Below are 21,926 nucleotides of genomic sequence, written 5' to 3' on the forward strand. Positions count from 1 at the left end.
CGCCGGACCGTCGCCGCGCTTCGTCAGGCGCTCAGCACCCGGTAGCACGGCACGTATGCGGTACCGCCGGGAAGCTTCATGCGGTGCTGGTCGACAAAGGCCTGCAGCAGCTTGTCCAGCGCCCGCATGATGTCCGCGTCGCCGTCGATGGCGAACGGGCCGTGCTGCTCGATCGCCTGTATGCCCTCTTCCTTTACGTTGCCGGCGACGATGCCGGAAAACGCCCGGCGCAGGTCGGCCGCCAGCTCGTGCCGCGGACGCTCGTGGTGAATCTGCAGTGCGCGCATCGCCTCGTGGGTCGGGCGGAACGGCTGCTGGAACTCCAGCGGAATCCGCAGCGCCCAGTTGAAGAAGAATGCATCCTTGGTGTCGAGCCGGTTGTGGCGCACTTTCTCCAGGCCCTTGATCATCATGCGCGCCACCGTTTCCGGGTCGTCCACGACGATCTGGTAATGCCGGGCCACCCCGTCGCCCAGGCTGAGCCGCAGAAAGCGGTCAATCTGCTCGAAATAGGCGGCCGACTGGCGCGGACCGGTGAAGATCAGCGGGAACGGCGTGCTGGCGTTGTCCGGGTGCAGCAGGATGCCGAGCAGGTAGAGGATCTCCTCGGCCGTGCCGACGCCACCGGGGAACACGATGATGCCGTGGCCCAGACGCACGAACGCCTCCAGCCGCTTCTCGATGTCCGGCATGATCACCAGGTGGTTGACGATCGGGTTCGGCGACTCGGCCGCGATGATGCCCGGCTCGGTGATGCCGATATAGCGGTTGTGCCGGCGCCGCTGCTTGGCGTGCGAGATGGTGGCGCCCTTCATCGGCCCCTTCATCGCGCCCGGGCCGCAGCCGGTGCAGATGTCCAGCCCGCGCAGGCCGAGCTGGTAGCCGACCAGCTTGGTGTAGTCGTACTCCTCGCGCGAGATCGAATGGCCGCCCCAGCACACCACCAGGTTCGGATCGACCTGCGGCTTGAGGATGCGCGCGTTGCGCAGGATCTCGAACACGCTCTGGGTCAGCGCAGCGGACGCGTCCAGGTCGAAGCCGATCTGTTCCAGCTGGGTCGACACGTACACGATGTCGCGCACCACCGCGACCAGCAGCTCGTTGATGCCGCGGATGATCTGGCCGTCCACGAACGCCTGCGCCGGCGCGTTGGACAGCTCGATCTTCATGCCGCGATCCTGCTGCAGCACCTGGATGTCGAAATCCGGGTACTGCTCCAGGATCGCGCGCGGGTCGTCGCTGACGTTGCCGGAGGTCAGCACCGCCAGTGCGCAACGCCGCAGCAGCACGTGCAGGCCCGAGCCGCTGGCACCGCGCAGGCGCGCCACTTCGTTGCGGGAAAGGACGTCCAGGCCGCCGATCGGCGAGATGCGGGCGCTGACGGTGCTGGTGGTACCGGAAGGATCGGCGTAACGGGTGTTCATCGAGTCTCCATAGTTCTTGCGCCATGCCCCGCTTTCCGCAGAGCCGGTCGCGTAGCTTCAGGCCATACGCCGAACAGGGTCAAGTGGTAGTCCCAAGTCCGCGCATTCGCACCGGCCAGAAAAAAGCCGGTGCCCTCGCGGGCACCGGCTGATCGCTTTCGGATCGAATCCTGAAGTCAGGATCAGAAGGTGTAGCGAAGAGTCAGCATGGCCGACCAGCGCGAGACGACACGGGTCGGGTTGCTGCCGGCGTCATAGCGGATCAGCTGCTGCGGCTGGTAGTTGCCGCTCTTGTCGGTCGGCAGGGAGTAGATGTACTGACCCTGCGCGTTGACGCCGTCATAACCGGCCAGCGTGCGCGTGTTGTACTGCGTGTTGACCGTCTGCCCCCATTTCTTGTCGAGCAGGTTCAGGAAGTTGTACACGTCCAGCCGTACCACGCCCTTGTTGCCCTTGAAGAGACCCGGGATCTCCTGCGAGAAGCTCATGTCGAGCTGGTTCACCCAGCCATAATGATCGCCATTGCGAGAGGCAATCTGGCCCCGATGCGCATTGAGGTACTTGTTGCCGGAGACGAAATCCTGGAACTGCTGGATCAGCTGGGGCGAAGCCTTGCCGTAGCTGACCTTCGAATCGCCGATCGTCGGGATATAGATCGGATCCTGGTAGAAGATGCCGTCGCCGTTGGCATCGCCGGAGAAGATCCAGCTGTAGGGCAAGCCGCTGTGGCCGCTGTAGAAGGCCGACACTGAGGTCTTGTAGTCACCGAAGAACGCGTGCTGCCAGGTCAGCGAGGCCTTCACCGTCCTGGCGGTGTTCCGGTCGGCGGTACCGGCCACTTCGTCGTTGACATTCTTGCGCACCACGTACTGGTAACCCGAGAAGGCCTGCGAGCTGTTGCCCGGGTTGACGTCCGTCGCATGAGTCATGGTGAAACTGACGTCGCCAAACCAGTTTTCCGAGAACGGCTTGGACAAGCTCAGCGTCAGGCTGTCCGACTTGCCCTTCTGGGTGTTGGTCAGCAAGGTCGATTGCCTGTCGAACGCCTTGTTGCGATTTGCGGCAGCATCCCTGCTTGACGCAGCCTGGCCCGGCCTGGCCCAGTACTGTTCGCGACCATCCGGCAACAGGCCGGTCGGAGCGCCGATATTGATCGCCTGGTAGAAGATGCCGTTGCGCACCTTGATGTGCTGCAACTCCACCGTGCCGACCATGCCCCACCACGGCAATTCGCGATCGAACGCCAGCGTGGCCTTCCAGACGCTCGGCAGCTTGAAGTTCGGGTCGATGGTATCGACCACTGCCGCCGGCTGGCTCTGCGTGCCTGTCGGAATGTTCTGGCCATAGGGGTTCGGGCTGAACGGTGCCGTCGCCGGATCGAACGAGGAGTAGCTCGCCACGGTCAGGCCGTTGTTCTGGTACGGGTTGGTCATCCACACCGTCGGCGGCACGGTCTGGAACAGGCCGACGCCGCCGCGCAGCTGCGTCATGCGCTCGGTGTCGAAGCTGTAGTTGAAGGCCAGGCGCGGCTCGACCACCTTGTTCTTGGTGCCCAGCTTGGTGTTGTTTGGGTAGCCGAAGGTCCGTTCGAAAGCCGCGTTGTACAGCGGTGCATGATTCGCATGCGGAATGTTCACGCGCACGCCGTAGGTCAGCGACAGGTTGTTGTTGACCTGCCAGGTATCCTGCAGGAACGGGCTGAACTGGCTGTAGGTCCAGGTCGCAGCCACGTCATTCAACGTGTAGCCCGGTGCCGGCTGGTACAGGTAATACGAGTCGTATTTGCCCTGGGCAAAGTTGTTCAGGCCGTAGAACGTGTAGTTGCCATGTTCGGTACGCCCGAACAGGTTGTAGATCTCGTTGCGCTGGTAGTCGATGCCACCCTTGATCGTATGGTCGCCGAGATAGAACGTACCGGCGAGGAAGGCGGACCATTTCTTGGTGTTGATCGCGTTCTCGTGGCGATACTGGTCCTCGCCCAGATAGACGGACGGCCCCTTGCTGTTGGGCGACAGGTAGACCCTCACCTGCGGCTGGTTCAACGCGTTGCCCGCCAGTTGCTCGAACGACTGGTAGCTGATCTTCGCCTCGGTGGAGAAGTTGGGTGTCCAGTCGTCATAGAACTGCAGTGCGGCGTTCTTGGTCAGGCTGTTCTTGGTATACCAGTAGCTGCTCAGGCCAATGGTGTTGGACGAGTTGCCCTGCACGATTGGCTGGGTTTCCTTGGTGTACTGATAGGTCAGGCTCGCACGATGGTTGTCGGTGATGTTCCAGTCGATCTTGCCGAGATAGCGCTTGTCCTCCAGCGTGGTGCCACTGGCGCCAAGGCTGCCCGGCTGCAGACCCAATGCCTTGGCCGTATCGATAACCTGCTGCAGGTCGCCCGGGGAAACCCTGTTGGACGTCGACGGGCCGTTGCCCAGCGACGAGTCCAGACCATTCGCCGAATCGGCGCCGATGCCCACGGTCTTCTCCCGCTCGGCGGAGAAGAAGAAGAACAGCTTGTCCTTGATGATCGGGCCACCGACGGTCACGCCACCGGTCCAGTCCCGCTGATAGCCAGTGTAGTTGTAGCCCCGATCGCTGCTCTCCAGCCAGCCGGCGTCACCCACCATCTTGTTGGCGTTGCGGTAGGCGTAGTAGACCGACCCGTGGAACTCGTTGGTGCCAGACTTGGTCACTGCATTGATGTCGGCGCCCACCGTGTCCGACGTGACGTCGAAATTGGCGGTGGAGATGTTGTATTCACCGATTGTGTCGACCGAGATCGGCGACCCCTGGTACGGCAGGCCGTTGGCGTTGAGGCCAAACGGGTCGCCCTGGGAGATGCCGTCGACGCTGATGTTGTTGTAACGATTCGGCAGACCGGCCGCGGAGATCGAGCCGTCACCCTGATCCGTCACGTTGATGCGCGGATCGAGTCGCGCGATGTCGTCGATCGACCGGTTGCCCTGCGGCGTGGTCTCGAGCTTGCGCCCGGAGACGTTGGTCGAAAGACCCTTGTTGTCCGCCGAGAACGTCTGCGCCAAGGTCGATGCGGATACCGTCACCTCGCCAAGGTTCTTCGCCTCGGCCGTGCTCGCCGCCATCGTCAGGTTGATGGCTGAGGTCTGGCCCAGCTGCAGGTAAACGTTGTCCCGTTCGGACTGGCTCAGACCCGCCTTGGCTGCCGTGATGTCGAACGGGCCGCCTACACGCAGACCCTGTGCGGCATAGCGACCGTCGGAATCAGTCGTCACGATCTTGGTGGTACCCGACGGCACGTGCACGATTTGCACTGTGGCCCCAGTCACCGGTTGACCGTTGGCATCCACCACTCGGCCATTCACCGCGGATGAAGTCACATTTTGTGCCATAGCCGGTGCACCCGCCAGCAACGAGGCAATGGCAAACGGCAGGAGTTTGGCGCGAATTCGATTATTCATCACTTGGGTCGTCCCTCAGGCTCACAACGAAAAAAAGACTCATGCTTGGGGTCAAGAACGCCGTCACGCCCGGCAGGTGCCAGGCGTGCACAGACGCGATGCGTAACCCCGGTTTTGGTATTGCTGCGGCCCCATGGAGCATGGACCCGCAAAAATTTCCGCTCGCTGGACCTTCCCGCCCGCGCGCTCGTTAAGCGATTTTAACGATATTGTGTGACATTTTTGTAACGGTCACACGACAACGGCGGTCATCGAATCTCCCTTGGTTGCAACGTGAATCCTTTCTGCTCAATGAGATAGAGCCAAGCTGGCGCCTTCATTGCGGCCAGGCCAGCGCCGTCGCCTATCTTGGATCATTCCCTTTTGCCGAGATAACGCGCACGTTTCGCCGGTTTCAGGTTGGCCAGGTCGAGCATCACCAGGCCGTCCACGCAGCCGGAGAAACCCGGGTCCTCGCCGAAGTCGAAGAACTGCACGCCGGCGGGTTCGACCAGATCGACATACTGGCGATACAGCACCGGCATGCTCACGCCCAGCGCGTCCAGGTGGTGTTTCAGCTTGCCCAGGCCGGCGACAGCGTCCAGCCCCTCCAGCGCCGTGCGCACCCCCTGCACCACTTCGGGCGAGACCACGAAGGGCTGGCGCGCCGCGGCCAGACCCGGTGCGCCGAAATAATGCTGATGCGCCGCGGCGATCCATTCGCGCGCCTCACGCGGCAGGCTCATCGACATGCTCACCGGGCCGAACAGATAGCGCAGCTCCGGGTGCCGCTGCAGGTACAGGCCGATGCCCTGCCACAACTGATCCAGCGCGCGCGAGCGCCAGTACGCCGGCGCAATGAAACTGCGCCCCAGTTCCAGCCCCTGCGCCAGGCGCGATTCCAGCGCTGGCGAATAGTCGAACAGACTGGAGGTGTACAGGCTGCCCATGCCGCGCTCGGCGATCAAGCGGCCGCCGTGGCCGAAGCGGTAGGCGCCGACGATGCGCAGCGCCTGCGGGTCCCACAGCACCAGGTGCTCGTAATGCGGATCGTAGGCGTCCAGGTCGCGCCGGGCGCCGGTGCCTTCGCCGACCTTGCGGAAGGTCAGTTCGCGCAGGCGGCCGATCTCGCGCATCACCGCGCTGTCGGGCGTCCCCATGAACAGCCACGCCTGCTTGCCGTCACCCAGGTCAGCCAGTTTCTCGCAGCGCGAGAGCTCCGCCGCGACCTCCGCGGCCGGCTCGGGCAAGGCCAGCGGCGCCTGGCCGCCGAACACCAGGCCGCGATGCTGGCCGACCCGGTAGACGTGCCGGCGCATCAGCTTGGCGGCCTGCTTCGGCGAGCCGCCGCTGCGCTGCGCAAGCTCCTCGGCGCTGACCAGCGCGCCGATGCTGAAACCGATCCGCCGCTTGCCGGGCGCCACCGCCTCGCGCGGCAGCATCGCTGTGCTCAGCGGCTTGGCCAGCATCGACAGGCCATAGAACATGGCCGAATTGCGCGCCGACACGTGTACCGGCAGCACCGGCGTCTTGCTGCGCAAGGACAACCGCGCGAAGCCGTCCGACCAGTGGCCGTCGCGCACGCCGCCGGGGCGCATGCGCGAGACCTCGCCGGCGGGGAACACGATCAGCGCCTCGCCATGTTCCAGCGCGCGATAGATGCCGCGCAGGCGCGAGGCGGCTCCCTTGCCGAACACGTCCACCGGCAGCAGCAACTGGCCCAGCTGCGGCACCGTCGCCAGCCAGTCGTTGCCGAGGATGCGCACGTCGCGGCGCACCGAGCCGATCAGCTGCAGCAGCGCCAGCGCGTCCTGCATGCCCAGCGGATGGTTGGCCACCGCCAGCAGCGGGCCGTCGATGGGAATGTTCTCGAGGTCGCCGGGGTTGACGTGGTGGCTGGTGCCGAGCACGTCCAGCACGCGATCGACGAAGTCGAAGCCTTCGGCACCACCGACCCGGGCCAGCACGCGGTTGAAGCCGTCTTCGTCGGCCAGCCGCCCCAGCATGCCCGCCATCGGTCGGCGCAGACGCGGGTATTGCGCCAACCAGGGCACTCGATCGACAAGGGACTGTTCGATGCTCAGCATGTCTGCCTCCTCGGGTTCCCCCCATCCTGCCGGCCTATTATGACAGCCGCACGATCATGCGAACCTTGCTCTGCGACAACAAAGCTTAAGGTCATCGTTTCAAACGCTCTCGTGCAGGAAGGCGGCCACGCCGGCCATGAACATCTGTACCGACAATGCGATCAGCAGCATGCCCATCACGCGCTCCAGCGCGGTGAGCACGCTCTCGCCGAGCCAGCGGAACAGGTAGGTGGCACTGAGCAGGATCAACGAGCTGGCCAGCCACGCCAGCAGCAGCGCGATGGTCCAGTCGGCGGTGCGGCCGGGCTGGGTGTTGGTCAGCAGCAGCAACGCGGCCATCGCCGAGGGGCCGGCCACGCCGGGAATCGCCATCGGCACGATGAACGGTTCGCCGCCGCCGGCCTTGCCGAAGATGCCGCTGCCGTCGGCCGGCGGAAACACCATGCGGATGCCGATCAGGAACAGCACGATGCCGCCGGCGATGCTGATCGACTCCTGCTTCAGCTGCAGCAGCTTGAGGATGTACTGGCCGCCGAACAGGAACACCAGCAGCACGCCCAGCGCGATCAGCAGCTCGCGCACCATCACCCGGCGCCGGCGCTTCGGCGGCACCTCCTTCAGCAGGCTCAGGAACAACGGGATGTTGCCCAGCGGGTCCATGATCAGGAACAGCAGGATGCCCGCCGACAATGTGGTCATCTGCGATTCCATCTCGACTCCCTTCTCGCTGGCAGCGCCGCAGCACCGCCGGTAAAACCATCAACCGGCCCGCAGGTCCAACACCGTGCCGCGTGCCGCGGCGCCCTGCACGCCGAGCAGGTACACCGCAGCGGCGGCGGCGGCGTCCGGCAACGGCCGCTGCAGGATGTCCTCGCCGAAATACGCCAGCTGCCGCAGCGCGGTGCGCATCGGCGCCGGCAGCATCGCATGGGTGCGCAGCGGACCGCTATCGGTCTCCTCGTGCAGGATCGCCACGAACCGTTCCAGCGCCGCCTTCGATGCGCCGTAGCCGCCCCAGTGCGCGCGCTGCAGCAGCGCGGGATCATCCAGCACGAACACCACCGCGCTGTCGGCAGCCTGGGTCAGCAGCGGCAGGCAGGCCTGGGTCAGTGCGAACGGCGCGTTCACGTTGACGTGCATTGAGCGCAACCAGGCATCGGGCTTGTGCATGCTGATCGGAGTCAGTCCGCCGAAGCTGACCGCCGCGTGCACGATGCCGTCGAGCCGGCCGAAGTCGCGTTCCAGCCCTTCGGCCAGCGTGGCGTAATCGCGCGGCGTGGCCACTTCCATGTCCAGCGGATGGATCACCGGCTCGGCCAGGCCCTCGGCCAGCATGGCGTCATACAGCTGCTCCAGCTGGCGCTTGCGCTTGCCGGTGATCACCACCGTGGCGCCGGCGCGCGACGCGGCCCGCGCCACCGCGCCGCCGAGCCCGCCGTAGGCGCCGGTGACCAGCACCACGCGATCGGCCAGGGTGTCGGCGGCCGGCTGCCAGCCCGTGGGCAGGTGCGACGTGCGCAGCGTCGTCAAGGCGCCACCCCGGCGACGTCGCAAGCCATGCGGGCCAGCTCGCCGGAGGACTTCAGGTCCTCGATGACGTCGCAGCCGCCGATCAGTTCGCCCTGGATGAACAATTGCGGAAACGTCGGCCAGTTCGAGAAGTGCGGCAGCGCCGCGCGAACCTGCGGATCGGCCAGCACGTTCACTGCATGGAACACGGCGCCGGCGTCGACCAGCGCCCTGGCCGCGCGGCTGGAGAAGCCGCACATCGGGAACTCGGGCGTGCCCTTCATGAAAAGCACGATGGGATGCTCGGCCAGCATCGACTTGATTTGCTCGTTGATGTCCATGGCTCGGTGTTTCATCTTTACAATGCAGGCAAGCCGGTATTGTACCAGTCACCCGTCGGCTGCCGTCCGCTGCGCCGACCTTTCCTCCCAGCCACCTCCAAGGAGCCCCATCATGGCGATCGAACTTCCTCCGCTGCCGTACGAAAAGAACGCACTGGAGCCGCACATCTCCGCCGAAACGCTGGAATACCACTACGGCAAGCACCACCAGGCCTACGTGACCAACCTCAACAAGCTGATCGAGGGCACCGAGTTCGCCGGTGCCCCGCTCGAGGAGATCATCCGGAAATCCTCCGGCGGTATGTTCAACAACGCCGCGCAGGTCTGGAACCACACCTTCTACTGGAATTCGATGAGCCCCCCCGCTCCTCAGGGCCGGGGCGGCGGCGCACCGAGCGGCAAGCTGGCCGACGCGATCAACAAGGCGTTCGGCTCGTTCGAGAAGTTCAAGGAGGAATTCAGCAAGTCCGCCGCCGGCAATTTCGGCTCCGGCTGGACCTGGCTGGTGCAGCGTCCGGACGGCTCGCTCGGCATCGTCAACACTTCCAATGCGGCCACCCCGATCACCGGCAGCGACAAGCCGCTGTTCACCACCGACGTGTGGGAGCATGCCTACTACATCGACTACCGCAACGCCCGCCCGAAGTACGTCGAGGCGTTCTGGAACCTGGTGAACTGGGAATTCGCGGCCGGCAACCTGGCCTGATTCTCCCCCGGTATAGACAGAAAAAACGGAGCCTGATGGCTCCGTTTTTTTGTGCCCCGCCGACCCCGCTCAACCGAGCGCGGACAACACCGGCGCCACCTGCGCCTCGCGCCCGAGCGCCGCGGCAATCGCGCCCAGCCGCGCGGCCAGTTGCCGGGCGTCCGGCGCGCACACCGTGGCATGGCCCACCTTGCGGCCAGGGCGGGCCTGCTTGCCGTAGTCGTGCCAGTGCGCGTCGACGGTGCGCAGCAGCGCGGACGCGTCGGGCAGCTCGCCGATCCAGTTGAACATGGCCGACGGGCTGCGCGCGCCGGTGTCGCCCAGCGGCAGGCCGAGCACCGCGCGCACGTGGTTCTCGAACTGGCTGGTATGCGCGCCCTCGATGGTCCAGTGGCCGGAGTTGTGCACGCGCGGCGCCATCTCGTTGCCGAGCAACTCGCCGTCCTTGACGAACAGCTCCAGCGCGAATACGCCGACGTAGCCCAGCCGCTCGGCCAACGTGCGCGCCAGCGCGGTGGCGCGCTGCTGCAACTGCCCGATGTCCGGCGCCGGTGCCAGGCTCATCGACAGCACGCCGTCGACGTGCCAGTTGCGGGTCAGCGGCCAGGTGCGGAAATCGCCGTCACGGCCGCGCACGGCAATCACCGACAACTCGCGCTCGAACGGCACCAAGGCTTCCAGGATCAGGCCATGCTTCGCCGCCTGGGCGCCCAGCGCGGCCCAGGCCGTCTCCGCATCCGTCAGCGCGTGCAGGCGGAACTGGCCCTTGCCATCGTAGCCGAGCCGGCGCGTCTTGAGGATCGCCGGCACGCCGATCACGGCCAGCGCCTGATCCAGCTGCTGGCGCGTATCCACCGTCATGAAGTCGGGCGTGTGCAGGCCGCACTCGCGGAACAGGGTCTTCTCGGCCAGCCGGTCCTGCGCCACCGCCAGCGCCTGTGGCGCCGGCGACACCGCCACCCGCTCGGCCAGCCAGCGCGCCGTCCCGGCCGGCACGTTCTCGAAATCGAAGGTGACCACGTCGACCTGCGCGGCGAAAGCCTCCAGCGCGTCGTAGTCGGCCCAGTCGGCCACCACCAGCGGCGCAACCTGCCCCGCGCAGGCGTCGGCCACGTTGTCCACCACCAGCGTTTTTACGCCCAGTGGCGCCGCCGCCAGCGCCAGCATGCGCGCCAGCTGGCCACCGCCGAGTACGCCCAGCACGGGCTGCCGCCGATCGCTCATCGGCTCGGGTCCGGCTGTTCGAGCACGGCCTCGGTCTGGCGTGCGCGCCAATGCTCCAGCGACGTAGCCAGCGCCGGATCGTGCAGCGCCAGCACCGCGGCCGCCAGCAGGCCGGCGTTCACCGCGCCGGCCCGACCGATCGCCAGGGTGCCGACCGGAACGCCGGCCGGCATCTGCACGATCGACAGCAGCGAATCCATCCCGTTCAGCGCCTTCGACTGCACCGGCACGCCGAACACCGGCAGGCGGGTCTTCGCCGCCAGCATGCCCGGCAGGTGGGCCGCGCCGCCGGCGCCGGCGATGATCACCTGCACTCCGCGTGCCGGTGCCTGTTCGGCGTAGCTGAACAGCAGGTCCGGCGTGCGGTGGGCGGAAACCACCCGCACCTCGTGCGCCACGCCCAACTCGGTCAGCACGTTCGCCGCGTGCTGCATGGTTTCCCAGTCCGAACGCGAGCCCATCACCACGCCGACACGCGGCGCCCTGCTTGTTCCTGTCATGGCCGGGCCGTCCAAAAACGGCTATTGTAAGGGCTTTCCCCACTCCGCACATGCAAGCATGGACAAGCGTCTGCTCGATATCCTGTGCTGCCCGGTCAGCAAAATGCCCCTGCGTCCGTTGGGCAAGCGCGAGCTCGACGCGCTGAACGACGCCATCGGCGCAGGCAAGGTCGACACCGTCGCCGGCGCCGCCGTGCGCGAACGGATCGGCGAAGGCCTGATCACCACCGACCACAAGGTGATCTACCGGGTCGAGGACGGCATTCCGGTGATGCTGCCCGAGGAAGGCATCGGCACCGCCCAGCTGAACGGATTCCCCGCCGGTTGAGGCCGCACAACGCTTCCCGACGGGCGCCCGAGGCATGACACGGGCCCCCGCTTTGCCTTATCGTCAACGCCTGCGCGGCGCCTTCCCAGGTCGGATCGCGTACCAACGTTGCAGGGGTTGGCGATGAACGAAGCCAGTGATCCATCCCGAGTCATCCATCTCAGCCAGCGCCTGGACCCGGCCAGCGAGCGCGTCGGCGAGTTGCTCGCCTCTGTGCGCAACATCGCCGGCAAGCGCTTGCAGCAATGGGTCGGCAACGCCTTCGAGCACGTCGACGATGCCCTGTTCGACCTGGCCGAGAAGGCCGAGAACAACGCCGCGCAGATGCATTACTTCGACGGCATGCGCGAAGTGCGCAAGCGCCGGCCCGCGGTGGAGCGCAGCTTCCTCGGCGCGATCAACCGCCAGATCGGCGAGCTGATCCACCCGCAGCCCACGGGCAATCCGGCCTCGCCGTTCGGCACGCCCGAGCTGACGCTGGTGGCCGACAACGAGCTGGAGGAATCGCTGGCCATCACCAGCATGATCAGCAAGAACGACGCGCGCCTCGCGCGCGACCTGTTCGCGGTCAACCAGCGCCTGTCGGTGATCTGCGGCGGCCGCAAGATCGAGGATTCCAGCAACCCGGTGGCGCCGTCGATCCTGGCCCAGGCGTTCCGCCAGGCGCTGCACGAGCTCAGCGCCGACATGCGCGTCAAACTGATCATCTACAAGCTGTTCGATCGCTACGTGCTGTCCTCGCTGGAGGAGCTCTACCAGGAAATCAACACCGAGCTGGTCCGCGCCGGCGTGCTGCCGCAGCTGCGCCATGAAGCGCTGCGCGGTGATGCGACGGGCGCCGCGCAGGCAGCTGCCGAGACGGCCGGCGAGGCGACCGGCGAGATTCCCGGCGACCTGCTGCAGACCCTGCACGCGCTGTTCAGCGCGCGCCGCGGCCCGGCCACCGGCGGCAACGCCATGCATGCGATGCCGAGCGGGCCGCTGCCGTCGGCGAACGAGCTGCTGGGCGCGCTCAGCGTGCTGCAGAGCCAGATCGCCAGCGCCGGCCCGCTGCCATACGCGCAACCGGGCGATGCCGCCGCATTGAGCCGCGAGGTACTCCAGCTCAAGGGCCAGCTGCTGACCCAGCTGGGTGCGCTGCGCGGCGAGAAGCCCAGCCATGTCGCCACCATCGATGAAGACACCATCGACCTGGTCGGCATGCTGTTCGAATTCATCCTGGAAGACCGCAACCTGCCGGCCACGATGCAGGTGATGCTGGCGCGCCTGCAGATCCCGTATCTCAAGGCGGCGATTCTCGACCGCAAGCTGTTCGCGCACCGCCAGCATCCGGCGCGACGACTGCTGGATTGCCTGGCCGAGCAGGCCAAGGGCTGGTCCGAAGAATCCGACCGCGACCGTCGCCTGCACGACAAGGTGAAGTCGATCGTCGACCAGTTGCTGCACGACTTCGACGACGACATGGGCATCTTCGAACGCCTGCTGCTCGACCTGCAGCAGTTCCAGGATCTCAACAAGCGCCGTTCCGAACTGGCCGAGCAACGCGTAGCCGAATCCACCCGCGGTCGCGAGAAGCTCGAGCAGGCGCGCCGCCGCGCCGCGCGCGAAATCCTCGACCGCGTCGGCGAGCACAGGCTGCCGCCGCTGGTGCACGGCGTGCTCGCCCGCGCCTGGGCCAACCATCTGGTGCTGACCCTGCTGCGCCAGGGCGAAAGCTCACCCGAGTTCAAGAGCGCGCTGCGCTTCGTCGACGACTTCATCGCCAGCACCAAGCCGGCGACCACTGCGGAAAGCCGGCAGGCATTGCGCCAGATGCTGCCCGGCATCGAGCGCGCGCTGCGCCAGGGCCTGGCGAACGTGGCGTTCCAGGAACAGGATATCGAGCGCCTGCTGGGCCAGTTGCACACCTATTACCGGCAGCGGCTCGGCGAAACCGTGGGCGCCACCGGGGCCGTGGCGGTCGAGGAGGATGCCGCGATGCTGGCGATCCCCGACAGCATCCAGCCGGTCATCGACCAGGGCACCACGCCGCCGGACAGCGTCGAGGAGGATCTCGCCGAAGCACCGCTGGACAGTCCGGAGTGGCACCAGGTGCAGGCGCTGCAACCGGGCACCTGGCTGGAGTTCTGCCTGCCCGACGAGGCGATGACCCGCGCCAAGCTGTCGTGGATCAGCCCGATGAGCGGTCGCTACCTGTTCGTCAACCGGCGCGGCCTGAAGGTGGCTGATTATTCGCCGCAGGAACTGACCGTGCTGATCACCGATGGCCGTGCCCGCCTGCTTGCCGCCAACGCGCTGTTCGATCGGGCGATGAGCGCGATCGTCAACAAGCTGAGCCAGCCGGATGCCCCCACGCCGCCGGCGGACGCCACCGCCGAATGATCGAAGCCTCGCCGTTTGCGGCTCCGAATGCCGCGCAGATCGCCGCCGACATCGACCGCGCCTTTGCCGAGGATCTCGGCCCGGGCGACGCCACCGCGGGGCTGCTGCCGGCCGCCGCCGGCGCCCATGCCGAACTGACCTGCCGCGACGCGGCGGTGATCGCCGGCACGGCATGGTTCGACGCCTGCTTCCGCCGCCTCGACCCCGCCGTGCGGATCGACTGGCAGGTGCGTGACGGCGAGCGGGCCGCCCCCGGCGCGGTGATCTGCCGCCTGTCCGGGCATGCCCGCTCGCTGGTCACCGCCGAGCGCTCGGCGCTGAATTTCCTGCAGCTGCTGTCAGCCACTGCCACGGCGACCGCCGCGTACGTCGCCGCGGTCGCCGGCACCCCGGTGCGCGTGCTGGACACGCGCAAGACCATTCCCGGCCTGCGCGTCGCGCAGAAGTACGCGGTGCGCTGTGGCGGGGGCCACAACCAGCGCATGGGCCTGTACGACGCGGTGCTGGTCAAGGAAAACCACATCATCGCCGCCGGCGGCATCGCCGCCGCGGTACGGGCGGCGCGCCGCCTGCACCCGGACCTGCTGCTCGAAGTCGAGGTGGAGAACCTCGACGAACTGGAGCAGGCGCTGCAGGCCGGTGTGGACCGGATCATGCTGGACAATTTCGAGCCGGCGCAGATGCACGAGGCGGTGCGGCGCACCGCCGGCCGCGTGCCGCTGGAAGCCTCCGGCAACGTCGACCTGGGCACGATCGGCGAATACGCCCGCACCGGCGTGGACTTCATTTCGGTCGGTGCGCTGACCAAGCACGTGCACGCCGTCGACCTGTCGCTGCGCCTGCAACTGGACTGAGAGGTTGTGTTTTTTTCGACCTCTCAGACCGGTCACGGCGAGGGCATGGCGAAGGCATGGCGAGGGCATGGATGCCCGAGTTGAGGCAACGCAGGGAGCGGTTGCCCGATGCCCGAGTTGAGGCAACGCAGGAGCGGTTGCCCGACGGCCGGGCATGAAACAGTCACGCCAGTGACTGTTTCATGTGAGCGAGTCCGGGCGTGTACCGGACTCGCGACAGAAGAAAACCACAGGAGGTGGTTTTCTTCACGAGCTCCGAGCCGAGCTTGCGCCCATCCGCCCGCGCCCACACACTGCAGGGATGAGCGATCTTTCCAATCTGTTGCTGCTGCTGGCGCTTGTCGCCGTGGTGGGGCTGTGGCTGAAACTCAGCACCGCGCGCGAACGCGCCGTGCGCGAAGCGCGCCAGCAATGCCAGCAACACGGCCTGCAACTGCTCGACGAAACGGTCGGCCTGCGCGCCGTGCGGCTGCGCCGGATCAACGGCTTGCGCAGGGTCGAGCGCTGCTACGGCTTCGAGGTGAGCATCGACGGCCACGACCGCGAGCCGGGCCGGCTGTGGATGATCGGCGACGCGCTCAGCAGCCTGAGCCTGCCCACCATCGAACTGCTGCCGCAGGAAGAAGCCGCGGCACGGAGCACTGCGGCCGTGTCCGGCAAGGTGGTGCCGCTGCGTCCGCGCAACCGGCTGAACTGAGTACGAGTGAAGCCCCGCCGCGCACGTTGAGCGCGGCAGCCCGTTGCTACTTGACCACGCGCAGGTGCGGCGTGCTGCGTTTCGGCTTGTCGCCACCGGCATCGGCAGCACCCGGCGCCGGCGTGGGATCGTCAGGTTCAGGAGCGGGTGGCGGCGTATCGCCGCCCTCTTCCTCGGCCGGAAACATCATGCCCTGGCCGTTCTCCTGCGCATACAGCGCCAGCACCGCCGGCACCGGAATCTGGATCGCCTGGCTGACCCCGGAAAAGCGCGCCTCGAAGCTGATCCACTCGTTGCCGAGGTCGAGGTTCGCCACCGCGCGCATGGCCAGGTTGAGCACCACCTGGCCGTTCTTGACCACCTGCGGCGGCACCCGCACACCGGCGACGCCGGCGTCGACCAGCACGTACGGAGTCAGGTTGTTGTCGCTGATCCAGTCGTAGATCGCCCGCAGCAGGTACGGGCGGTTGGAGCTCATCGGCGCCGCTTCATTCTTGCTCATGGATTTGCCGCATCGCCTTTTCCTGATCGGTCATGCTGCGCGCAAAACCCTGACTGTGGAACAAACGCTCGCCGTAATCGACCACCGGCTTGCCCTCACGCCCCAGTTCCACGCCCAGCCACGGCAGCCGCCAGATCACCGGAGCCACCAGGCAGTCGGCCAGGCTCATCTCCGGATTGAGGAAGAATTTCGCGGCCTTGAACAGCGGCACCGAAGCCAGCAGGTGCCCGCGCAGGCGCTTGCGCGCCGCGTCCGCGGGTCGGCCGCCGGCACGGATGATGTCCACCTCGGTCAGCCAGTCCTTTTCGATGCGCACCGCGGCCACCCGCAGGCGCGCGCGCGACTGCGGGTCGATCGGCATCAGCGGCGGGTGCGGGTAGCGCTCGTCGAGGTATTCGCAGACCACCGAGGTGTCGAACAGGGTCAGGTCGCGATCGACCAGGGTCGGCGTGCTGGCATACGGATTCAGGTCGACCAGGTCTTCCGGCGGCCGCGCCGGATCCACCAGTACCCGCTCGTAGCTGACCCCCTTGGCGGCCAGCACCAGCCGGGCGCGGTGACACTGCACGTCGTCGGCGGTGGTGTAGAGCGTCAATACGCTGCGTGAGCGGGCGCTTGGGACCATGCGCAATTCCCCATCGGTGAGACGACTGCGGCGGCTCGTGGCCGCCGCAGTCGGATAATGCCAACCAGGCTGCTCAGTGGACGTCCTTCCAGTATTCCTTCTTCAGCATGGCGGACAGGAAGGTGAAGAACGCCAGGAACAGCAGCACCCAGACGCCGTAATGATGGCGCTGCAGGGCAGCCGGTTCGGAAGCATATTCCAGGAAGGTGGTCAGGTCACGGCTGGCCTGCTGGAACTGCGCCGGGGTCAGCTTGCCTGGCTGCGACAGCACCAGTTTCTCGACCCTGGCGTCCTCGCCCGGCTTGGCCTCGGTCATCACCGCGGTCTGCAGGCCCTGCAGCTCCCACAACGGGAACGGCATCGACGCATTCGGAAACACCGTGTTGTTCCAGCCCACCGGACGGTTCGGGTCCAGGTAGAACGAGTTGAGGTAGGCGTAGACCCAGTCGGCGCCCTTGGCGCGCACTTCCAGCGAGAGATCCGGCGGAGCCTTGCCGAACCACTTGGTGGCGTCGGCCTCCGGCATGTGCGAGACCACGGTCTCACCGAACTTGGCGCCGGTGAAGTTGAGGTTCTGCATCACGTCCTGTTCGGTCAGCCCCAGGTCGCTGGCGATCCGCTCGTAACGCATGTACTTCAGCGAGTGGCAGCCAACGCAGTAATTGAAGAACAGCTTGGCGCCGCGCTGCAGCGAGGCCTGGTCCTGCACGTTGGTGCCGGCATGGGGCAGGCCGCCGCCTTCCGCCGCCTGCGCCGGCGCACCGCCGACGACCAGACCGAACGCCAACGCCACCGGGAAGATGTACCGCTTCATTAGCAGCTGCCGCTTAGTCATGCGTCGTCACCCGTTCCGGAACCGGCTTGGTCTTTTCCCAGCCGTAGTATGTGTAGACCCAAAGGAATACGAAGAACCCGAAGTAGATCAGCGTCATCACGCGGCCGAACAGGTTCTCCCAGAACGTCACGTCGACATCGCCGAACCACGCCGGGATCACTTCGGCGGTAACGCCCGCGCCGACCGCGCCCAGCATGATGTACGACACCACGAACAGCCCCAGCGCCACCTTGAAGCCGGTGCCGCGGTAGCGGACCGACTTGACCTTGCCGCGGTCGACCCAGGGCAGCAGAAACAGCACCGCGATCGCACCGAACATCGCGATCACGCCCCACACGGCCGAGCCGAGGAAGGACGGAATCATGCGCACGATCGCGTAGAACGGGGTGAAATACCACACCGGCTTGATGTGCGACGGCGTCGCCAGGTTGTTCGCCGGGATGAAGTTGTCGTGCTCGAGGAACCAGCCGCCGAAGGTCGGCGCGAAGAAGATGATGAACGCGGCGATCAGCAGGAACGCGCCCACGCCGACCAGGTCCTTCACCGTGTAGTACGGGTGGAACGGGATGCCGTCGGTCGGCTTCAACGCATCCCAGCGGTTGCCCTTGGGACCCTTCTTGATCTCCACGCCGTCGGGGTTGTTCGAACCCACCTCGTGCAGCGCGGCCAGGTGCAGCACCACCAGCAGCAGCAGCACGATCGGCAGCGCGACCACGTGCAGCGCGAAGAAGCGGTTGAGCGTGGCGTCGGCCGGCAGGAAGTCGCCCATGATCCACTCGACCAGGTCGCCGCCGATGTAGGGAATGGTGCCGAACAGCGAGATGATCACCTTGGCGCCCCAGAACGACATGTTGCCCCATGGCAGCACGTAGCCCATGAACGCCTCGGCCATCAGCACCAGGAAGATCAGCATGCCGAGCAGCCACACCAGCTCGCGCGGCTTCTTGTACGAGCCGTACATGATGCCGCGGAACATGTGCAGGAACACCACCACGAAGAACAGCGAAGCGCCGGTGGAGTGCATGTAGCGGATCAGCCAGCCCCACTCCACGTCACGCATGATGTACTCGACCGAGGCGAAGGCTCCCGCCGCGCTCGGGTTGTAGTTCATGGTGAGGAAGATGCCGGTGACGATCTGGTTGACCAGCACCAGCAGCGCCAGCGAACCGAAGTAGTACCAGAGGTTGAAGTTCTTCGGCGCGTAGTACTCGGTCATGTGCTTGCGGTACATCGGCATCATGCCGGGTGCACGCTCGGTGACCCAGTCGCCGATGCTCGTGAATACGTTGGCCATTAGCCAGCCTCCTTCGGATCCACGCCAATCTGGATGGTGCTGTCGTCGATGAAGTGGTACGGCGGCACCGGCAGGTTCTTCGGCGCCGGCACGCCGGCGTAGACGCGGCCGGCCAGGTCATAGCGCGATTTGTGGCAGGGGCAGTAGAAACCGCCCTTCCAGTCCGGGTCGAACGGCTCGGGCTTGATCTCCGGCACGAAGTCGGGCACGCAGCCCAGGTGCGTGCAGATGCCGATGACCACCAGCCATTCCGGCTTGATCGAGCGCGCTTCGTTCTGCGCGTACTTCGGCTGCTGGTCGGCGGAGCCGCCGTCGGACTTGGGGTCCACCAGGCGAGAGTCGACCATCGGCAGCGTGGCGAGCTGCGCCTTGGTGCGGTTGAGCACGAACACCGGCAGGCTGCGCCACGACACGGTGAGCATCTGCCCCGCCTCGATCTTGGCCAGCGACTGGGTGACCGGAGCACCAGCGGCCTTGGCGCGCGCGCTGGGTTCCCACGACTTGATGAAGGGCACAGCCGCCGCGACGATTCCGATGCCACCAACCACCGAGGTGGTTGCTGTCAGAAAACGACGGCGGCCATGATCGACGACTTCGTTCGCCATCAGGCTCTCCGGTACTTGCAATGCCATGCCAGGTGGGGTTTGGGACCCCGCAAAAAATCGCGTTAGTGTAGCGTCAGGCCCCGCCCCGTACAATAAACCGCATCGCGGCGAAGTCCAGCCGCCGCAACACTCGACACGATTGCCGGGACCTCTCCTTTCGACATGAAACATGCCGCCGGCACGCTCCTCTTCATCGCGCGCTTCGCCATCCTCGGACTGGCCATGGCTTTCGTGGTCGGCCTGTTCTGGCCCGGCAGCGGCGGGCGCCTGCGCGAACGTTTCGGCCTAAGGCCGGCGACACCGTCCGCCACGCCGGCCTCCCCGGGCCGCGGCCCGGTCTCCTACGCCGACGCGGTGGCGGCCGCGGCGCCCTCGGTGGTCAACATCTACGCCAACCGGATCGTCACCGAGCAGGCCGTGCGGATGTACGACAACCCGGTGCTGCAGCAACTGTTCGGGGGCCAGCCCACCACCTTCCAGCATCGCGAACAGACGCTCGGCTCCGGCGTGATCGTCAGCGCGCAGGGCCAGGGCTACGTATTGACCAACAACCATGTGATCGCACGCGCCGCCGACATCCAGGTGCTGCTGTACGACGGCCGCATCGCCAAGGCCAGCCTGGTCGGCGCCGACGAGGAATCGGACCTGGCGGTGCTGAAGATCGACGCCAGCAACCTGCCGGTGATCCACATCGCCGGACAGCCGCTGCGGCCCGGCGACGTGGTGCTGGCGATCGGCAACCCGCTCGGCCTCAACCAGACCGTCACCATGGGCATCGTCAGCGCGATCGGCCGCCAACTGAACAGTTCCAGCGCCGAGGATTTCATCCAGACCGACGCGGCCATCAACCTGGGCAACTCCGGCGGCGCGCTGGTCAACGCCGAGGGCGAACTGGTCGGCATCAACACCCTGCTGATCGGCAAGGCCGCCGGTGCCGAAGGCATCGGCTTCGCCATCCCGGTCACTACCGCCAAGAAGGTGCTGGACCAGATCATCGCCACCGGCCACGTGGTGCGCGGCTGGCTCGGCGCCGACTACGCGTTCGTGCCGGTGGCCGCCAACGGCGGCCTGCCCGGGGCGGCGCGCGGCGCCCTGGTCACCATGGCCTATCCCGGCAGCCCGGCCGCGCTGGCCGGCATCCGCCCGCGCGACATCCTGCTGCGCATCGGTAGCGACGACATCCTCGACCCGACCGACCTGCGCCGGCGCGAGGCGGCGCTCAAGCCGGGCAGCACGGTGACGATCTCCGGCCTGCGCAACGGCAGCCCGTTCCATCTCGAAGTCACGCCGGTTCAGCGCCCCGCCTTGAGCGCCGGCAGCATGCCGGACAGCTGATCTTCAGCCCGGCCCGCGCGACGCCAGCGGCGGGTGGATCGCCGTGCCATAGCGCCGGCGCAAGGTGCCTACCCGCTCCACGTAGACCTGGGTCTCGGCGTACGGCGGCACACCCTTGTAGCGCTGCACCGCACCGGGGCCGGCGTTGTAGGCGGCGGCGGCGAGCCGCTCGTTGCCGTCGAAGTCGCGCAACAGCAGGCTCAGGTAGCGCGCACCGCCGCGGATGTTCTGGTCGGAGTTGAACGCGTCCAGCACGCCCATGTCGCTGGCCGTGCCGGGCATCAGCTGCATCAGCCCCTGCGCGCCCTTGAGCGACAGCGCGCGCGGGTTGAACGCGCTCTCTGCGTGGATGACCGCGCGCAGGAACGCCTCGTCGACGCCGTACTCGATGCTGGCGGCACGGATGATGTCGGCATACGCGGTGAGGTTGAGCGACACGCTGCCCCAGCGGATGGTCGAATGCAGATTGCAGGCGGCACAGGTAGCGATGTAGGTGAACAGCATGGTCACCGCGCGCCCCTTGCCGCCGGCCGGCGCCAAGTTGGTGTACTCCACGCTGCCGTCCGCGCGCACGATGCGGTACACCGCACCGCGCAGGACCCGGTCGGCCGGGTTGTCCGCCGCCGGCGCGGCCGCCGGCGCTTCGCGATAGTCCCACCGGCCGGGTTTGCCGGCGGCGGCCGGAAGCTTCGCGCTGCTCACCGCCGAGCCTTGCACCGCGGCCAGCGACACCTGCTCCGCCGGGGCTTCGCCGATGCGGCGCGCGCTGGTCTCGACCGTGCCGCGCACGCCGGTCAGCGAGGTCGCCTCGGCACCGTCCGCCGCCAGGCGGCGCGCCGTGGGCGCGGCCGAGCCAGGTACCTTGTCCAGCGGCGCCCGACGGCGTGGCGCGGGCGCGGCGTAACTGCTGATCGCCTTGCAACCGCGGTAGCCGGCCTTGCTGCTGCTGAACACTGCTTCGCCGCTGACACCATTGCACTGGTAGAGGACACCGGCCCGCACCGCCGGCCACCACAGCAAGGCACAGCCGAACGCGATCCCGCAAAGGATCGAACGTGTTGGGAAGCCCCCGGCAGGCCGATCGGCGCTTCCCCCTTGGCTTGCGACGCCGAACATGGGCGCAGTGTGCCGCCGGCGGACGCCAGCGCCAAGTGCGAACCGGCGATTCCGTGCGCCATGCAGCGTTCCGGGCGCCTGCAGGCACCGGCCACACCGCGCGCCTGCTCCGCAAGTGATTGATCCGCCATGCCGAATTGCTGGCGGCGGCGCCACCA

20 protein-coding genes are annotated in these 21,926 nt (G+C 66.8%); 6 read left to right on the forward strand and 14 right to left on the reverse strand.

Going from position 1 to position 21,926, the window contains the following annotated elements:
• Positions 1-23: 23 nt before the first annotated feature.
• From ppnN to grxD, 6 genes are all read right to left on the reverse strand, one after another.
• Positions 24-1,424 (reverse strand): nucleotide 5'-monophosphate nucleosidase PpnN, encoded by a 1,401-nt coding sequence (ppnN, locus tag LRK53_RS14750; protein WP_027492054.1) that lies wholly within the window; start codon positions 1,422-1,424, stop codon positions 24-26.
• A 182-nt stretch (positions 1,425-1,606) separates the two neighbouring features.
• Positions 1,607-4,849, reverse strand: a complete 3,243-nt coding sequence (locus LRK53_RS14755) for a TonB-dependent receptor (protein WP_027492055.1) — start codon at positions 4,847-4,849, stop codon at positions 1,607-1,609.
• Positions 4,850-5,202: 353 nt separating this feature from the next.
• On the reverse strand, positions 5,203-6,915 hold the full coding sequence (gene olsF / locus LRK53_RS14760; RefSeq protein WP_027492056.1) for a bifunctional ornithine lipid synthase OlsF: 1,713 nt from the start codon (positions 6,913-6,915) through the stop codon (positions 5,203-5,205).
• A 99-nt stretch (positions 6,916-7,014) separates the two neighbouring features.
• Positions 7,015-7,614, reverse strand: coding sequence for a YhgN family NAAT transporter (locus LRK53_RS14765; protein WP_027492057.1), 600 nt, complete (start codon positions 7,612-7,614; stop codon positions 7,015-7,017).
• 60 nt (positions 7,615-7,674) lie between these two features.
• Complete coding sequence (locus LRK53_RS14770; protein WP_027492058.1) at positions 7,675-8,445, reverse strand: SDR family NAD(P)-dependent oxidoreductase; 771 nt, start codon at positions 8,443-8,445, stop codon at positions 7,675-7,677.
• Positions 8,442-8,765, reverse strand: coding sequence for a Grx4 family monothiol glutaredoxin (gene grxD / locus LRK53_RS14775; protein ID WP_027492059.1), 324 nt, complete (start codon positions 8,763-8,765; stop codon positions 8,442-8,444). The genes LRK53_RS14770 and grxD overlap by 4 nt, the downstream gene beginning before the upstream one ends.
• 112 nt (positions 8,766-8,877) lie before the next feature.
• Between grxD and LRK53_RS14780 the strand changes: the two genes are divergently transcribed.
• Entirely contained in the window at positions 8,878-9,471 is a 594-nt protein-coding gene (locus LRK53_RS14780; RefSeq protein ID WP_027492060.1) for a superoxide dismutase, read from the forward strand.
• A gap of 69 nt (positions 9,472-9,540) precedes the next feature.
• On the opposite strand, the gene LRK53_RS14785 is transcribed toward LRK53_RS14780, so the two are convergent.
• The gene (locus LRK53_RS14785) at positions 9,541-10,695 is read right to left on the reverse strand and encodes a 5-(carboxyamino)imidazole ribonucleotide synthase (protein WP_027492061.1); all 1,155 of its coding nucleotides are present in this window, start codon (positions 10,693-10,695) and stop codon (positions 9,541-9,543) included.
• Complete coding sequence (gene purE / locus LRK53_RS14790; RefSeq protein ID WP_027492062.1) at positions 10,692-11,195, reverse strand: 5-(carboxyamino)imidazole ribonucleotide mutase; 504 nt, start codon at positions 11,193-11,195, stop codon at positions 10,692-10,694. The genes LRK53_RS14785 and purE overlap by 4 nt, the downstream gene beginning before the upstream one ends.
• Before the next feature lie 58 nt (positions 11,196-11,253).
• On the opposite strand from purE, the gene LRK53_RS14795 reads away from it, so the two are divergent.
• From LRK53_RS14795 to LRK53_RS14810, 4 genes are all read left to right on the forward strand, one after another.
• On the forward strand, positions 11,254-11,523 hold the full coding sequence (locus tag LRK53_RS14795; RefSeq protein WP_027492063.1) for a Trm112 family protein: 270 nt from the start codon (positions 11,254-11,256) through the stop codon (positions 11,521-11,523).
• A 123-nt stretch (positions 11,524-11,646) separates the two neighbouring features.
• Complete coding sequence (locus LRK53_RS14800; RefSeq protein ID WP_027492064.1) at positions 11,647-13,905, forward strand: DUF1631 domain-containing protein; 2,259 nt, start codon at positions 11,647-11,649, stop codon at positions 13,903-13,905.
• On the forward strand, positions 13,902-14,759 hold the full coding sequence (gene nadC / locus LRK53_RS14805; protein ID WP_027492065.1) for a carboxylating nicotinate-nucleotide diphosphorylase: 858 nt from the start codon (positions 13,902-13,904) through the stop codon (positions 14,757-14,759). The genes LRK53_RS14800 and nadC overlap by 4 nt, the downstream gene beginning before the upstream one ends.
• Before the next feature lie 301 nt (positions 14,760-15,060).
• Complete coding sequence (locus LRK53_RS14810) at positions 15,061-15,456, forward strand: DUF3301 domain-containing protein (protein WP_027492066.1); 396 nt, start codon at positions 15,061-15,063, stop codon at positions 15,454-15,456.
• A 46-nt stretch (positions 15,457-15,502) separates the two neighbouring features.
• On the opposite strand, the gene LRK53_RS14815 is transcribed toward LRK53_RS14810, so the two are convergent.
• The 5 genes from LRK53_RS14815 to petA all read right to left on the reverse strand — a co-directional run bounded on the left by LRK53_RS14815 (position 15,503) and on the right by petA (position 19,317).
• Positions 15,503-15,958: a ClpXP protease specificity-enhancing factor gene (locus LRK53_RS14815; protein ID WP_027492067.1), complete on the reverse strand. Its 456-nt coding sequence runs from the start codon at positions 15,956-15,958 to the stop codon at positions 15,503-15,505.
• On the reverse strand, positions 15,945-16,583 hold the full coding sequence (locus tag LRK53_RS14820; RefSeq protein WP_235642356.1) for a glutathione S-transferase N-terminal domain-containing protein: 639 nt from the start codon (positions 16,581-16,583) through the stop codon (positions 15,945-15,947). Before LRK53_RS14820 ends, LRK53_RS14815 begins: the two co-directional genes overlap by 14 nt.
• 73 nt (positions 16,584-16,656) lie before the next feature.
• Positions 16,657-17,397 (reverse strand): cytochrome c1, encoded by a 741-nt coding sequence (locus LRK53_RS14825; protein ID WP_027492069.1) that lies wholly within the window; start codon positions 17,395-17,397, stop codon positions 16,657-16,659.
• A gap of 13 nt (positions 17,398-17,410) precedes the next feature.
• On the reverse strand, positions 17,411-18,712 hold the full coding sequence (locus LRK53_RS14830; RefSeq protein ID WP_027492070.1) for a cytochrome b: 1,302 nt from the start codon (positions 18,710-18,712) through the stop codon (positions 17,411-17,413).
• The gene (gene petA, locus LRK53_RS14835) at positions 18,712-19,317 is read right to left on the reverse strand and encodes a ubiquinol-cytochrome c reductase iron-sulfur subunit (RefSeq protein WP_008439063.1); all 606 of its coding nucleotides are present in this window, start codon (positions 19,315-19,317) and stop codon (positions 18,712-18,714) included. Before petA ends, LRK53_RS14830 begins: the two co-directional genes overlap by 1 nt.
• Before the next feature lie 162 nt (positions 19,318-19,479).
• Here petA and LRK53_RS14840 point away from each other — a divergent pair, with 162 nt between their 5' ends.
• Complete coding sequence (locus LRK53_RS14840; RefSeq protein ID WP_027492071.1) at positions 19,480-20,652, forward strand: S1C family serine protease; 1,173 nt, start codon at positions 19,480-19,482, stop codon at positions 20,650-20,652.
• Between the two features lie 3 nt (positions 20,653-20,655).
• Here the strand turns inward: LRK53_RS14840 and LRK53_RS14845 are convergent, their stop codons facing one another.
• Positions 20,656-21,768, reverse strand: a complete 1,113-nt coding sequence (locus LRK53_RS14845; protein ID WP_037089266.1) for a lytic transglycosylase domain-containing protein — start codon at positions 21,766-21,768, stop codon at positions 20,656-20,658.
• Between the last annotated feature and the right edge of the window lie 158 nt (positions 21,769-21,926).

Source organism: Rhodanobacter thiooxydans (genome assembly GCF_021545845.1).
Classification (GTDB): Bacteria; Pseudomonadota; Gammaproteobacteria; order Xanthomonadales; family Rhodanobacteraceae; genus Rhodanobacter.